Raw genomic sequence first — 15,489 nt, 5'->3', positions numbered from 1 at the left:
TTTATTTTTGCATTCAAGTTTTTATAAAAACAGCCAATTACTTCTTATAAAATCAATAGATTAACTGTCACACTTTATCTGCGGCATCATGGTTTTCAACCGATAAATTCAGCTCCAAAACTCAGTTGTCGGTAATTAACTCCGTAAAGTACCTCAAAATTTGCTAGACTAGTCGACTCACTTAATGCTGAATCTTTTTCTTGCGGTATACCCGAATTTTTTGGGTGGTAAGGATGAGTGTAAAGGACGGTTGATGTTCAATCCCATTCCAGAAACCAATCCATACATTAGTTTGTTGCAGCAGGATTTCGGGTTTTCTGAATTTCGCCCTGGCCAAGCGCGAACGATATCACAACTGTTGGCGGGGAAGTCGAGTTTAGCGATTTTTCCGACGGGTTCTGGTAAATCCCTTTGTTATCAATTTACAGCATTGCAGTTACCCCATTTGAGTTTAGTGATTTCGCCTTTACTCGCCTTGATGAAAGATCAGCTGGAGTTTTTACAATCTAAGGGAATTCATGCGGCCAGCATAGATTCAACCTTAAGCGCCGAGCAGAGTCAGCAAGTGATGGCTGATGCGCGCTCTGGCAAGCTGAAAATTTTGATGGTGTCGGTGGAGCGTTTCAAAAATGAACGTTTTCGGCAATTTATTCAATCGGTTCCGCTGTCCATGCTGGTCGTCGATGAGGCGCATTGTATTTCAGAGTGGGGCCATAATTTTCGGCCCGATTATCTTAAATTGCCCGACTATCGGCGTGAGCTTGAGATCCCATTGGTACTGTTATTGACGGCCACAGCAACACGTAAAGTGAAACTGGATATGGCCAAGCGCTTTGATATTGCGCCTGAACACATAGTGCAAACGGGATTTTATCGACCCAATTTAGATTTGACTGTTCTGCCTGTATCAACGCAAGAGAAGAATGCCTTACTGGTTCAGCAGATTGCATCATTCTCAGGTGCCGGCATTGTGTATGTGACTTTGCAGCAAACCGCCGAAACGGTCGCACGACTTTTGAGCCAACAAGGTATAGTCGCCAGTGCCTATCATGCTGGATTTGAAGATGAAAAACGTCAACAAATTCAAAATGATTTTATGCAGGATAAGCTGCAAGTGGTAGTGGCAACCATCGCTTTTGGCATGGGAATCGATAAGAGCAATATTCGTTTTGTGATCCACTACGATTTGCCTAAATCCATTGAAAACTACAGCCAAGAAATCGGCAGAGCAGGGCGTGATGGTGCGTTATCCCATTGTGTCACTTTGGCCAATCTTGACGGGCTCAATACCGTTGAGAATTTTGTGTATGGCGATACGCCGGAGCGAGAAGGTATAGCACAAGTCATTGAGGCTATTCGACTTGAACAAGATTCCGGTCAGTGGGAATGTCAGCTCAATGGCGTGTCGACGGCGAGTAATATTCGCCAGTTACCGTTAAAAACGTTACTTGTGCAGCTAGAAATTTTAGGTGTGGTTAAACCGTTATTCGCTTACTACGCTGACGTTAATTACAAGTTTTTGGTCGACAAACAGACCATTCTGAGCCGATTTAATCCTGAGCGGCAGGCGTTTTTGACGCAGATTTTTAATCATACGCAGATGAAGAAAATATGGGGCGCGTTAGATTTTGATGCCTTGTACAGTGCGATGGGTCATGAGCGCAGCCGCGTGTTAGCCGCGCTGGAATATTTAGCTGAACATCAGTTGATTGAATTAGAGACTAAACGAATTACCGATGTTTATCGGGTGGATGTTGCCGCATTAGCGCGTCCCGAACTCATCGATGAGCAGTACCATTATTTTATTGATAAAGAGCAGAAAGAAATTGCGCGAATCGCGCAGTTAGTCCGCTTTTTTGAACTTGAGACGTGCTTAAGCCACAATTTATCCCGTTATTTTGATGATAATGAGACGCCAGCGGTCTGCGGTCATTGCAGTGTTTGCCGCGGCAATATTGCTAAGTTGCGCTATTCGACGGAACCAACTTGGCCGACAGATCAGCAGATATTGGCTTATTTGCGTGAGTTGAAACATCATTTAACGGCTAAGGGCATTGAGACTTTGTCACTCGATACCTATTGTCGTTGCCTCGCAGGCATGTCGGTTCCTTTAGTGAGTCGTTTTCAAGTGCGTAAGTTAAGTGGCTTCGGCCGCTGTGAAAAATTGAGATATGCTGAAATTAAACAGAAAGTTGAGTCACTGTTGTCGCAACTAGATGATAAAAGAGTTGAACATGAATAAGGCCGTAAAAAAGATGTTAGCCACCCATGAACATTTAGTTCACTCTGAAGGTGTGACTGTGGTTTCCCATATGCAAAGGGAAAAGGCAGAGTGGGTACAACATACTGTTATGATTGAAGATTGTGATGTTCCGTTTAAATTCAGACGTGTGAAAAAATATCGTAATCTGCAAGGGCAAAAGATCAATGTCATCTATTACCCAGAGACAGAAACAGTCGCGGGTTTTGAGATAGAAATCATGCAAGTTGTTAGAATTAAACGATTCTAGTTAATGTTCTTCGAGTCTTTGCTTTTATCAATCAGCAAAGACTCGAAGCGCATTCGATTGATGACTCGATCGTTAAAATCGTGCTACTTACTTGGAATATTGATAGGTTGAATCCACTTTCCACGTTCTGAAACGCAGTTCCGCGCCTTCTGGTAGATAAAATACCTTAGGTAAACGACTGTCGTAGCGCATTTTCAGTTCACCCGGAATACGAACAAAAGCTTCTTTCTTCGCCAATTCGAAACAGGCCATCATAGTGCTCGGCCCTTCAGCGATTTCATCCACTTGATAGTAGTTATAACCCCAACCTTGTACAGTCAGTTCCTTCAATTCCCCGTTTAATCCATGCTTATTGCAATCGACCATTTGAGTCTGGCCAATTTGGATTTCGATCATGTAGTCATCTTCGTTTTCTAACTTAGGCAAACTCAAAATGTGCTGCACCATACCAGCCGCCAGAGCAGGGAACATCTTAGTCGCTTCCTGTGCGCTGTAATCTTTTGGGTCAAAACGTTGAATGCTGATCATAGGCGCATCTAATCCTGTTGGGTGTGGCGGGCTGACTGCCGCAGCATTGAATGACAATAATGTAAATGCAAGGGGAACAGCGCTAACGCTAAATAAGGTCTTCAATTTCATCTTGTTTCTCCTAATCGAACTGAATGGATGTCGACAAGTTTGTCGTTGTTCTGCCCCTATAAACGCAGCAGAGGTAAAAAAGGGTTAAATTATTCAATAAAAAATCGATTTTTACCCAAATAATTTTTATCCATCTGAATAATAAGGCTGCAATAAAGCCAATCTTACTCTGCTGAATCAGCTGTTTTCACACATAAATCAAACGCTAATCCATTAAACCTTGCCTGATATCCTTTGCCTAGTCTAGCTGCCTATCTTAATTCACATATCAGCGTCTGACTGATGATAGGAGTACAGATGCATTATGGGGATCCAGATGCACGTTTAAAAGTTTGAAAACGATATATCTTGATAAATGACTAATTTGAACTTCATATATTTTGATTTTCAAACTATAATTCAGGCAACACGTTTTTTATCATTGATAGCGATGGACATGGAGTAGGAATTACACAATGAAATCAACAGCAGTCGAGCAAGCGACAGGGCATCAAGCTACTGCCCACCGCCAAGGGCACTCACTCGCCCAGTGGCAACACTCCCATGAGTTTTCGAGCCAGAACCGCGATGGCGAAAAGAACACGCGTTATGTACTGTATTTAACTGTGATCACTATGGTGGCTGAAATTGCTGCCGGAACCATTTACGGTTCTATGGCATTGCTCGCCGATGGTTGGCATATGGGAACCCATGCCGCGGCCTTTATGATCACGTTATTCGCCTATTCCTATGCCCGTAAACACGCTAACGATCCTGCCTTTGCTTTCGGTACTGGCAAAGTGAGTGTGCTTGGCGGTTATACCAGCGCAATAGCGCTAGGACTTGTGGCACTGGTGATGTTGATTGAATCGGGAATGCGACTGATTAGTCCCGAGCAAATTCATTTCAACGAAGCTATTTTTGTGGCCGTTATTGGTTTAAGCGTCAATGTGCTGAGTGTATTTTTACTTAAAGATCATCATACCCACGACCATGGGCACGGACATAGTCACGCTCATGACCATCAAGATGATCATAAAGACGAATATGCTCACGCGCATCACAACTGCCAAGCACACACCCATGACTCACATGCACACGATGAAAGTCATCATGATCACAGCCATTGCCAACATGAACAGGATCACCAACATGCTGCAGAGCATGAGCACAAGAGCCAGAAGGCCCACGGTGGCCATGATCACAACCTACGTGCGGCCTATTTTCACGTACTGGCCGATGCGTTAACGTCAGTGCTCGCCATCGCTGCTTTGTTGTTTGGTAAATACATGGGACTAACTTGGCTCGACCCGATTATGGGGATTGTCGGCGCTGTGATTATCAGCCGTTGGTCTTGGGGACTCATTCAGCAAACCAGCCCTATTTTGCTGGACGGCGGCGTTAAAGCGTCATTGCAGCGTAAGGTCGTGGAAACTCTTGAGGCCGTACCGGATCATCAAGTGGCCGATTTACATCTTTGGCGAGTGAGCGCCGATCACCATGCTATTATGGTGTCTATCGTGTCCCATTCACCGAAAGATGTCAGTTATTTTAATCAGTTACTGTCACAATTTCCTGAATTGGCCCATATCACCATTGAACTCCATACTTGTCGTCAGCGCGAGTGTATAGCTAAGGAAGCCTAAATGACTGTTGAACATCATTCCTCATCAAACCTGCATGCAAGTGAGGCACATTTGCCTGCTGCACAATCAACAGCTGGACATTCAACGGCCGCGCATTCAACAGATCATGCATTAAATCATGTGATTATTGAATTTTATGAAAAGCTGTCGTCATGGGAGCACGCCATTGTACGTGACAAAGGTTTTAGTCTGTCGCAGGTGCACACGATTGAGTTACTTGGCGTGCATGGCGCCATGCGGATGAAGGAATTGGCGGACAAGATTGGCGTCACGACCGGCACATTAACGGTTCAAATCGATAAAATGGTAGAGGCACAGTGGGTCGTGCGTCGTCCCCATGAAACCGATCGCCGTTCGATTCTGGTGGAGTTAACCGATAAGGGCCAAGCTTTGTTCCTTGAACATGATGCTTTGCATCTACAACTCACCACAGATCTCACCGCAAAAATGAGCAGTGAAGAACGAATCGTGCTGCTTAATTTGCTGTCACGCATGAATAACGAGTTTTAATTGACCCTATATCATCGACTAAAAAGCGTCCTTCTCGGACGCTTTTTTATAGCACGTCATCTTTAAAAACGCGATTCATTCTAGATTAATCATCAGCCATTACAATATCTTACCTTTTGTTACATTCTTGTTGGATTAATAGTTGAACTGGATACCAATTAAGGTAATGTAAGGGCAGATCTCAAGATGGACTCTGTTTAAAAGGAATAGAATGAATAATAAATTACTGCCTTGGTGCATTGCAGGAGTGCTCGGAATGAGCGGTCAACTTCACGCAGAAGAAGATAAATACATTTGGTTGGAAGATGTTGAAGGCGCTAAGCCAATGGAATGGGTGAAAACCCAAAATGCCGCATCTGCCGCCGAAATTAAAGCGTTTAAAGGTTTTGATACCTTAGTGGCGAACAGTCTCGCCATCCTAAACGATAAAGAACGCATTCCCTACGCCACCCATATTGGTGACAAGTTATATAACTTTTGGAAGGATGATACCCATGTGCGCGGCATTTACCGTCGCACCACAATGGAAGAATATGCCAAAGCCGATCCTAAATGGGAAACCGTGCTCGATATCGATGCCTTAGGTAAAGCAGAAGCCGTCAATTGGGTATTTAAGGATATTAGCTGTCAGTATCCCGAAAATGAGCGCTGTTTTGTCTCATTGTCTCGCGGCGGTGCTGATGCGGTGGAAGTACGTGAATTTAATCTCAACACTAAATCCTTTGTTGCTGCCAAAGATAAACCATTCTTTTTAAAAGAAGCCAAATCGAGTCTGAGCTGGATAGATAAAGATCACGCCTTTGTCGGTACAGATTTTGGTGATGGTCAAAGCATGACGGACTCTGGATATCCACGGGGCGTTAAACTGTGGCAACGCGGCACGCCACTCGAGCAAGCTAAGCCTGTTTTTACTGGCGATAAGGCTTCAGTTGCAGTTTCTGGCTGGGTGTTATTTGATGATAAAACGCCGCTGAGTTTAGTCACCGAAGCGCATACTTTTTATACCGCCAGCCAATATGTGTACCAAGACGGTAAACTTATTGGATTGCCTTTACCGCAAGATGCTGAGATTAAAGGTTATTTCAAAGGTAAGTTATTCATTGAGTTAAAGAGCGATTTAACCAATCAAGACGGTAACTTTAAGCAAGGCGCGGTCGTGTATGCCGATGTGGCGGATCTTATCGCTCAAAAAGCCAAGTTCAGTTTATTTGTAAGCCCGACTCAAACCGCATCGATAGCGCAGCTCAGTTTTAGTAAGAGTGCAATTTTCGTTAATTGGCTCGATAACGTGAAAAGCAAATTAGTGCGTTATGAACAAGACGAAAAGGGCGCTTGGCAGAGCACTCACGTACCGTTTGAAGCGAATGGCGCCTTGACTGTAATGGACGTTGAGCAAGACAGTGATGATTTCTTTGTGAATTACACCAGTTTTCTTGAGCCTTCAAGTCTCTACACTGTGAATGCTAAAACCCTAAATCCAAAGAAAATTAAAGGTATGCCGCAACAGTTTGCGGCGGACAAGTTTAAAACCGAGCAATACTTTGCGACGTCTAAAGATGGCACTAAAGTGCCTTATTTTGTGGTGATGGCTAAGGATCTTAAGTTAGATGGCACTAATCCCACGCTACTTTACGGCTACGGCGGGTTTGAAGTGTCGCTGCGTCCATCTTATTCGGCCACCATTGGTAAGAATTGGTTAGAGCAGGGCGGCGTCTATGTGTTATCCAACATTCGTGGCGGTGGCGAATACGGCCCAGCTTGGCATCAAGCAGCGTTAAAACAAAATCGTCATAAAGCCTATGAGGATTTTGAAGCCATTGCTGAAGATTTGATTGCCCGTAAAATCACCTCAAGCAAACATTTAGGTATCCAAGGTGGCAGCAATGGTGGCCTGTTAATGGGCGCGGCATTTACCCGCAGACCGGATCTTTATAATGCTGTCGTGTGCCAAGTACCTCTGCTTGATATGTTTAGATTCAATAAGTTATTAGCAGGTGCTAGCTGGATGGGCGAATACGGTAACCCAGATATTCCTGAGGAATGGGCGTACATTAAAACCTACTCTCCGTACCATAATCTGCATAAAGACGTGCATTATCCCAAGGTCTTTTTCACCACTTCTACCCGTGACGACAGGGTTCACCCAGGTCACGCCCGTAAGATGGTCGCTAAGATGAAAGACATGGGGATTGATGTGTTGTACTACGAAAATATCGAAGGTGGCCACGCCGGCGCTGCAGATAATAATCAAGCTGCGGAACTTAATTCAATGGCGTTTGCCTACTTATTACAGCAGTTACGATAATCACCGCAGGGTTAACATGAATTGTTAACTCGTTGGTGATAAAACCGAGCAAGGCCCTAATAGGTTGGGGAGCAAAAAACGGTCGAACTGATTGAGGTTCGGCCGTTTTTTTAACTTTGTTTTTTAATTGTTAACATTAACCACAGATAATTTGAGCCATTGCCGAGAGCTTGCTACTATGGCGAAAAAATTTGACTGTTACAGCCTAAGATTACCTTAAGAATTGTAAGTTATTCTCGGCATACAACTAATTTGAGTGAGAGCTATCAGTGCTAGCAAGATTTAAGACTCTATCGGTGAATCGTTTCACTTTTATCACGGCGTTGTTTTACGTTTGTATTTTCAATATTCCTCTATTCGATATCATTAAAAAAGGCATCGAAAAACAACCTGATGTCGATCCAATCTTCATCGCCACGATGCCGTTGTTTTTAACTTTTGCCCTTAGTTTTGTGTTTTCCTTATTTACGGTTAAGTACCTCGTTAAGCCATTTTTTATCATACTGACCTTATTGTCATCGAGTGTGTTTTTCGCTGCTTATCAATACAATGTCGTCTTCGATTACGGCATGATAGAAAACACCTTTCAGACCAATCATGCTGAAGCGCTGATGTATGTGAATTTCGCATCAATAATCAATATGTTAATCACAGGGATTTTACCCGCGTACCTTATTTATAAGGCCGATATTCAATACCAGCCATTCTTCAAAGAGTTACTGCATAAAGTACTGTTTATGCTGACGATGTTGGCGGGACTGGCTATTATTGCTTTCTTCTATTTCCAAGATTACGCCGCTTTTGGCCGTAACAACGACGAACTAAAACGCTATATAGTGCCGACGTATTTTATTGGTGCGGCGTCTAAGTACATTAATGTGCATTACTTACAAACACCGATGGAATATCAGCAGCTTGGCCTCGATGCTAAGAATGTCAGTACTAACCCTAATGGTAAACCTAACTTGCTAGTGCTTGTGGTTGGTGAAACCGCGCGTTCGATGAATTATCAGTATTATGGCTATGACAAGCCGACCAACGCCCATACCCAAGACCAAGGATTAATAGTCTTTAAAGATACCCATTCATGTGGCACGGCAACGGCGGTATCTTTGCCTTGTATGTTTTCACGCATGGGACGGGAAGATTATGATTCTCGCCGCGCCTATGCCCAAGATACTGCAGTTGATGTGTTGAACCATGGCGGAATTAAAGTGCAGTGGTTTGACAATGACTCTGGTTGTAAAGGCGTGTGCGATCAAGTTGAAAACATTACGATTGATTTGAACAGCGATCCTGAGTTGTGTACTGGCCAATATTGTTTCGACCAAGTGTTACTCAACAAATTAGATGAAACCTTGGTCACTGCAGAACGCAAAGATACTGTGATTGTGTTGCATGTGATTGGTAGCCATGGACCGACGTATTTCTTACGTTATCCACCGGAGCACCGTAAGTTCACACCGGATTGTCAGCGCAGCGATATCCAAAACTGTAGCCCAGACGAGCTGATTAACACCTACGACAACACCATTTTATATACTGACTACATCATCAGCGAAGTAGTGAAAAAGTTACAAAATCAGCAAGATAAATTTGATCCAGCCATGTTGTATTTGAGCGATCACGGCGAATCGTTAGGTGAGAAGGGCATGTATTTACATGGCGCACCTTACAGCATTGCCCCAATCGAACAGACGAGTATTCCTATGCTTGCTTGGGTATCTGAAGATTTCAGTAAAGATAACCACTTAGACATGGCCTGTTTAGCTGAGCACGCGGCGAAGGGCGGTTTCTCCCATGACAATTTATTCGACAGTCTTTTAGGCCTAATGAATGTCAAGACCGAGGTATATCAGCCTAAGTTAGATATCTTTGCCAGTTGCCGAGGTTAATCAACCCATTAACTCATCAATATTGAGTCGCTAACATTATCGTGCGACTCAATGTTATCTTGTGACTAAGTATGATCTACTGACCAAAAGTTATTGAGTGATACCTCGTTAGTTTGTCTTAGTCGATCCAAGTATGAACTTCAAAGAGGATGGCAACATCCTCTTTTCTTTTGCGCCCTATCATAATAATTGATTTCTCCCATATCCAAATCCAAGCACATGAGTTAACTTAATGCATACAAAAACATAACAAGTCTATGGTTCGCGATTTATGCCTTCTACTGCAGAAAATAAAGAGCTTGATTCTGCCGCGCAAATTTTGCGTTTGGCCGTACCGCAAATGTCTGCCCTCGATATCCCCGTTACACCTGAAAACTACACTGTTTGGTATGAATATTTTGCAGGGACAAATCTCGATTTAAACCGTGCGATTGATGGCTTTCTGGCAAATTCGGTCTCTTTTACCAAGGAGGTCAACACCAGCCTGTATAAGAACTTCATTCAAGAACAGTCACCCGAAGTGATTGAAAATGTGCAGATTGAAACGCAAATCCTGATCAATAGTTTGTTAAGTAAAATCAGCCAGTTGAGTCAAGGCACTGCAGCGTTTTCAGGTTCATTAGCCGAGTTTGGTTTACGCCTACAGACGAATCCCGACATTAATACCTTAAACGAGCTGGTTGACGGTGTAGTCGATGAAATGCAGATGCTACTCATCAACAACCGTGAGATGGAGCAAAGCCTGTGCACCATGGGCCAAGAAGTGCAAAATCTTAAATCGGAAATGGAAAACCTGAGCCTGGCGGCGATGACGGACCAATTAACCTCGCTGCACAATCGCCGTGCCTATGAACTGAGTATTCAAGATCAAATCTACCTTTCCCAAGATCATCAAACCCGTTGCAGCCTTTTACTGATCGATATCGATAACTTTAAAGCCTTTAACGACACTTATGGCCATTTAACCGGCGATAAAGTGTTGGCCTATGTCGCATTAGCCTTAAAACAATGTGTGCGAGGGGATGACTTTGTGGCGCGTTATGGCGGCGAAGAATTTGTGGTGGTGTTGCCTAACACTCATTTTCACGATGCATTACAAGTGGCTGAAAATCTTCGGGAACGTATCTCTGAGCGCCGCTTAACCATAGGAAAAGACAAAAAACTTTCCCTTGGCGCCATTACTGTTTCGATTGGCCTTGCTTCATTGCAGCAAGGCGACGATGCCGAAACTCTATTTAGTCGCGCCGATAAGGCCCTGTATCAAGCCAAGTCCGAAGGCCGTAACTGCGTCAGGGGATAAAATAGATAGGATATAAATAGAGAGGTGATTTTCGGCTGAGTTTTGCTGGTTCAGTTACCATAAACAGCTTTATTTTGCTGCGTTTAATCAGCCAGCGGTGCACGGCCTTGGCTCATTACCCATACTCTTCTTAAGCATCTGACATTTTAAGTGATTAATTGATAAGAGTCAGTTGCATAAAAATTGAACTTTGTGGTTGTACTGTGGATTCCAGCAGATATGATAACAAAACGCCGCAAATCATTGCGGCGTTTTTGTTCGTCAGGATAAGGCTATTTATCAGTGGGCGACTTTAAATCCATATGCATTTTGATCAAATGCTCCTCCATATCGAAGGTCACCTTAAAACCAAGACTCTTAGCAAGGCTAGCCATATTGCGATTCTCGAACATGGTAAAGCCGGTGAGCACAGGCGTATCATTGGCTTGATAATACTTAATCAGTTTTTCGAGCAACAATTTACCTAAACCTATACCTTGATGATCGCCGCGCACAGCCATGGCAAATTCGGCCTCAGTATTGTCGGGGTCGATGGAAGCCCGTACTGCACCTAAGGTGATGTCATCGCCATCAGGACCTTTGGCGGTGGCGATAAAAGCCATCTCACGGGCGTAATCGATTTGGGTTAATACCGCCATTTCTTCATGGGTCATTTTAGAGCGCACCCCGAAATAGCGTTTGTATCTGTCTTCATCGGAGAGCGAATTATCAAAAGCCAAATGCTTGGGTTCATCTTCGGGCAGAATCGGCCTTAGCATTACCTTAAGGCCATTTTTAAGCTCGGCGAATTCTTCTAATTCCTTCGGATACGGCATGATGGCCATCCGTGATGAACTGTCGGCATTGGCGTCGTGCAAACGGATATTCACATCGAGCAGCGTAATGTTTTCACCCGCGGCTAATACTGGGTTTAAATCCAAAGAGGCGATTTCGGGGCAATCGATAATGATGTGGGATATTTGCGTTAGCATCACGCACAGGGCATTCATGTCTAAACCTAGCGGTAAATGCCTGTCCTTCAACTTATGGGTCTTTAACGCTTGGATCACCATATACCGCGCCAGTGCCATATTCAGTGGTGGCAGGGCAACGGCGGCGTCATTAGTTGGATCCCATTCTGAGCCACCTTCACCCAAACAAATCGCTGGACCAAAGACGGGATCGCTTATCACGGCCACGCGGATTTCCTGAGCGCCAGCGGTCAATGCCATTTTTTGCACTATCATACCTTCGATAATGGCTTCAGGATTGGCCTGATGCACCCTTTGGGTAATGGCACTCGCGGCGTGGCGGATATCTTCGGCAGAGGTTAGATTGAGCATCACTCCGTGCACATCGGACTTATGCAAGATATTCGGAGACTGCACTTTTAACGCTAAGGGATAGCCCGCTTCATTAGCGATGGCGACCGCTTCATCGGCATCTTTCACAAACCAAGTGTCTATAGTGTTCAGCCCATAGGCGCGCAAAATAGGACTCGCCTCATGGGTTTCGAGTACTGATTTTCCTTTCGCTTGAGCCGCTTGCAATAATTTACGCGCAGTGTGGCTATCTGTCGGAATATTGTCGGGGATCGATTGCGGTACTTCTTGCAGCAGTTTTTGGTTACGGCGGTATTCAACCATATGCATAAACGCACCCACGGCGCCTTCGGGCGTACGATAGGTGGATATGCCGCCCTTAGTGAAGCGTTTTCGCGCCTGATAGGCAGAGTCTTCGCCGCTCCAGTTGGTCAAAATATTAAGGCGATTCTTTTTCGGATGCGCATGGATCACGCTAATCAAGGCATCGGCGATTTCAACGCTTTCACCGAGCGCCGAAGGGGAGTGCAATACCAAAATGGCATCCAGCTCATTGGAATCCATCAAGATAGTCAAGGCTTTAGCATATCGCGACGCGTTTGCATCACCAATGATATCGATAGGGTTTTGCCTTGACCAAGTATTAGGTAACACGGCTTCTAATTTGGCTATGGTGTCATCTGACAATTCAGCCAATTTACCGCCGCGCATAATGAGTTCATCCACCGCTAACACCGCGGGGCCACCACCATTACTGATAATCCCTAAGCGTTCACCTTGCAGCGGATTGGAATGCGCAAGGCTTTCAACCGCGGCAAACAGTTCAATCAAGTCGTTAACCCGTAGCATACCCGCACGGCGAAATGCGGCTTCATATACGGCATCGTTACCGCCAACCCCGCCCGTATGTAATTTTGCGGCGCGGGCACCTTCGGCGCTGCGGCCAGATTTAATCACCAAAATCGGTTTATTGCGTGAGGCGGCTCGGGCAGCGGAGAGAAAATGGCGTTTCTCATTCACAGAATCGATATAAAGCATGATGGCACTGGTGCGACTGTCGCGACCAAGGTAATCAAGCAGTTCGTCAAAGTTAATGTCGGTGGCATCGCCCAGAGAGATAAAGGACGAAAAGCCAATACCTTTGTTATTAGCCCAATCGAGTACCGTTGTACAAATGGCGGCCGATTGAGACACGAAGGCAATTTTACCCGGTAGGGCGCTGGCATGGGCTAAACTGGCGTTTAATCCTAATGGCGGCAGCAACATACCTAAGCTGTTTGGCCCCAGAATACGCATCCCGTAACGCTTGGCATTTTGCATGGTCAGGTCGAGCAGACTCACGCCGTCTTCGTTAACTTCCTGCGCCATACCTGACGCCATAATAATCGCCACTTTACAGCCAAATTGCGCCAGAGTTTCAACAATCGCGGGTACACGGCAAGCGCGGGTACAAATAACCGCTAAATCGGGTTTGATGGGAAGAGCTTCGATATTGGGATAGGCAAGCACGCCCATTACTGCCCGATATTTTGGGGTGACGGGCATGATAGGACCCGAAAAACCACTGGAGAGCAGGTTTTTCATCAGCACATTACCCGCACGCTTTTCGGTATTCGAAGCGCCGATAATGGCTACGGAAGTCGGTTTAAATAAGGAGTGTAATGTACGTTGACTCATAAGCGATTCCATCCCAATCAATGACGCTTCCAGTGTAACCTAGGGTATGAGTACTGCCCAGTTTAAGTTTCGGGTTCGATTAAGGTAAGTTTATTAGCAAATCATGAATTTACAGTCATTTACTGAGAATCTGAGCCCAATTCTGTGGATTTATCCTGTGATAACTGCATTTTCCGCATTGCGGCACGTAACAATGTGAAAAATTTCACTTTCATGTTTGAAAATTGCTCAGTACCAAACTACTTTTTAATCACTGTACAATTATTGTGAAATCCATATGACATACAAGGATGGGGTCGTTGCGTTACTTGCGGCAGGCGTTGGATATTTACTGGGTTTAATCACTTTATTGGCTATCGGGCCGATTATATCCGTGTTGATTATGTTGCTTTGGCAATTTTATCAGCACAAACAAAAGCTATCAGTTCAACAGCACGATGATAAGTCCTCAAACAGCCAACTGGCCGCCGATTGGCAAGCCCACGTCAATCTGTATCAAGAAACGATCACCACACTTAACAGTTGTGAGTCTAACATTGATAGCGTGCTGACAGTGCAGGGCGATGCGGTCAATTTGCTAAGCGAATCGTTCGATGGCTTAGGGCGATTAATGACGGAGCAAACAGGCTTCATTTCAGCGCTTGTCCAAAGCACTGATGATGCAGAGCTATTCCATTCAGATCAAATGAAACAATTCGCCAATAATACCTCTCTGACCTTAGAGCGCTTTATTCAAACCACAGTAGATATGTCAGCATCTACTATGGAGTTGTTGGAAAAAGTGAATCTTATCTACGAGGCCATGCCCCAAGCAATGAAAGCCTTACAGGATATAGACCAAATCTCTTCCCAGACCAATTTACTCGCCTTAAATGCGGCAATTGAAGCGGCAAGAGCGGGCGATGCGGGCAGGGGATTTGCGGTTGTTGCCGATGAAGTGCGGGCTTTATCTACTCGAAGCTCAGGCTTTAGTGAAGGTATACAAAAACAGCTTAGATCGATTCAAACTCAGATTGAACAATTAACCGTACACGTGAGTAAAGTTGCCGCTCAAGATATGACTTATATCATAGATGCAAAGAAGGATATTGATACTGCACTTAAACATATTATTGTCAAAGCAGAGAAGGATTCTCATGTGATAGCACGCATAGATTCATCGGCACATGAACTCGAACAAGCTATCTCAGATACGATTCGAGGCTTGCAGTTCAGCGATATCACTTCCCAAAGTCTGATTTACACCAACCAATCCTTAAGTCATTTAAAAGAGTCCCTCAATCGCGTCGCCAACATGTCGCAACAGGAGTTTGGTATTGACGGCGATGATATCACGACACAAATGAGTCGCCGGCGTCAGGAGACGCACAATCCCGTATCAAGGGATCAAATTACCTGTGGTGAAATTGAACTCTTTTAAATAGGGATATCATAATGTCGAATATTCAAACGATTCCATTGCCAGAACGCTTTGATTTCTATTATCACAAAACATTTACGTACAGTTATCAAAGCATCATAAAACTGGAAGGTATTAATCATATTATTCTCGATTTTAGCCGAGTGCTTTATTTGGATAGTTCTGCTTTAGGTATGATGGTATTACTACATCGTAAGGCACAGGAGCTACATATTTCGACCTCTATTAAAGGTGCACATGGTCAAGCCGAGGAAATACTCAATATTGCTAACATGCAGAAACTCTACATTATAGAGAATTGCTAGTC

At 44.4% G+C, this 15,489-nt stretch carries 11 protein-coding genes; 9 read left to right on the top strand and 2 right to left on the bottom strand.

The genetic code is table 11. From position 1 onward, the window contains the following. The first annotated feature begins 253 nt into the window (after nt 1-253). Together Q4Q54_RS04145 and Q4Q54_RS04140 are read left to right on the top strand one after the other, a co-directional pair. On the top strand, nt 254-2,242 hold the full coding sequence (locus Q4Q54_RS04145) for a RecQ family ATP-dependent DNA helicase (protein WP_311987777.1): 1,989 nt from the start codon (nt 254-256) through the stop codon (nt 2,240-2,242). Beyond that, nucleotides 2,235-2,510 (top strand): hypothetical protein, encoded by a 276-nt coding sequence (locus tag Q4Q54_RS04140; RefSeq protein WP_006081699.1) that lies wholly within the window; start codon nt 2,235-2,237, stop codon nt 2,508-2,510. The genes Q4Q54_RS04145 and Q4Q54_RS04140 overlap by 8 nt, the downstream gene beginning before the upstream one ends. 87 nt (nt 2,511-2,597) lie before the next feature. On the opposite strand, the gene eco is transcribed toward Q4Q54_RS04140, so the two are convergent. Continuing rightward, the gene (gene eco, locus Q4Q54_RS04135) at nt 2,598-3,149 is read right to left on the bottom strand and encodes a serine protease inhibitor ecotin (protein ID WP_311987776.1); all 552 of its coding nucleotides are present in this window, start codon (nt 3,147-3,149) and stop codon (nt 2,598-2,600) included. A 455-nt stretch (nt 3,150-3,604) separates the two neighbouring features. On the opposite strand from eco, the gene Q4Q54_RS04130 reads away from it, so the two are divergent. The 5 genes from Q4Q54_RS04130 (at nt 3,605) to Q4Q54_RS04110 (ending at nt 10,784) form a co-directional block, all read left to right on the top strand. Continuing rightward, nucleotides 3,605-4,774, top strand: coding sequence for a cation diffusion facilitator family transporter (locus tag Q4Q54_RS04130; protein ID WP_311987775.1), 1,170 nt, complete (start codon nt 3,605-3,607; stop codon nt 4,772-4,774). Further along, on the top strand, nt 4,775-5,284 hold the full coding sequence (locus tag Q4Q54_RS04125; protein ID WP_311987774.1) for a MarR family transcriptional regulator: 510 nt from the start codon (nt 4,775-4,777) through the stop codon (nt 5,282-5,284). A gap of 211 nt (nt 5,285-5,495) precedes the next feature. Then, nucleotides 5,496-7,589, top strand: a complete 2,094-nt coding sequence (locus tag Q4Q54_RS04120; protein ID WP_311987773.1) for a prolyl oligopeptidase family serine peptidase — start codon at nt 5,496-5,498, stop codon at nt 7,587-7,589. A 269-nt stretch (nt 7,590-7,858) separates the two neighbouring features. Beyond that, the gene (locus Q4Q54_RS04115) at nt 7,859-9,484 is read left to right on the top strand and encodes a phosphoethanolamine--lipid A transferase (protein WP_311987772.1); all 1,626 of its coding nucleotides are present in this window, start codon (nt 7,859-7,861) and stop codon (nt 9,482-9,484) included. Nucleotides 9,485-9,755: 271 nt separating this feature from the next. Beyond that, nucleotides 9,756-10,784 carry a GGDEF domain-containing protein gene (locus Q4Q54_RS04110; protein ID WP_063882908.1) on the top strand — a complete coding sequence of 343 codons (1,029 nt, stop codon included), beginning with the start codon at nt 9,756-9,758 and terminating at the stop codon, nt 10,782-10,784. Between the two features lie 272 nt (nt 10,785-11,056). On the opposite strand, the gene Q4Q54_RS04105 is transcribed toward Q4Q54_RS04110, so the two are convergent. Continuing rightward, nucleotides 11,057-13,762 (bottom strand): acetate--CoA ligase family protein, encoded by a 2,706-nt coding sequence (locus tag Q4Q54_RS04105; RefSeq protein WP_311899345.1) that lies wholly within the window; start codon nt 13,760-13,762, stop codon nt 11,057-11,059. Between the two features lie 277 nt (nt 13,763-14,039). Here Q4Q54_RS04105 and Q4Q54_RS04100 point away from each other — a divergent pair, with 277 nt between their 5' ends. Together Q4Q54_RS04100 and Q4Q54_RS04095 are read left to right on the top strand one after the other, a co-directional pair. Then, nucleotides 14,040-15,182: a methyl-accepting chemotaxis protein gene (locus Q4Q54_RS04100; protein WP_311899346.1), complete on the top strand. Its 1,143-nt coding sequence runs from the start codon at nt 14,040-14,042 to the stop codon at nt 15,180-15,182. A gap of 14 nt (nt 15,183-15,196) precedes the next feature. Further along, nucleotides 15,197-15,487, top strand: a complete 291-nt coding sequence (locus tag Q4Q54_RS04095) for an STAS domain-containing protein (protein ID WP_011846801.1) — start codon at nt 15,197-15,199, stop codon at nt 15,485-15,487. Nucleotides 15,488-15,489 lie beyond the last annotated feature (2 nt).

Origin of the sequence: Shewanella sp. SP2S2-4 (assembly GCF_031932025.1) — a bacterium.
Classification (GTDB): domain Bacteria; phylum Pseudomonadota; class Gammaproteobacteria; order Enterobacterales; family Shewanellaceae; genus Shewanella; species Shewanella baltica.
The sequence above is the reverse complement of the archived record's forward strand: the minus strand, read 5'-3'. Positions and strand labels throughout refer to the sequence as shown.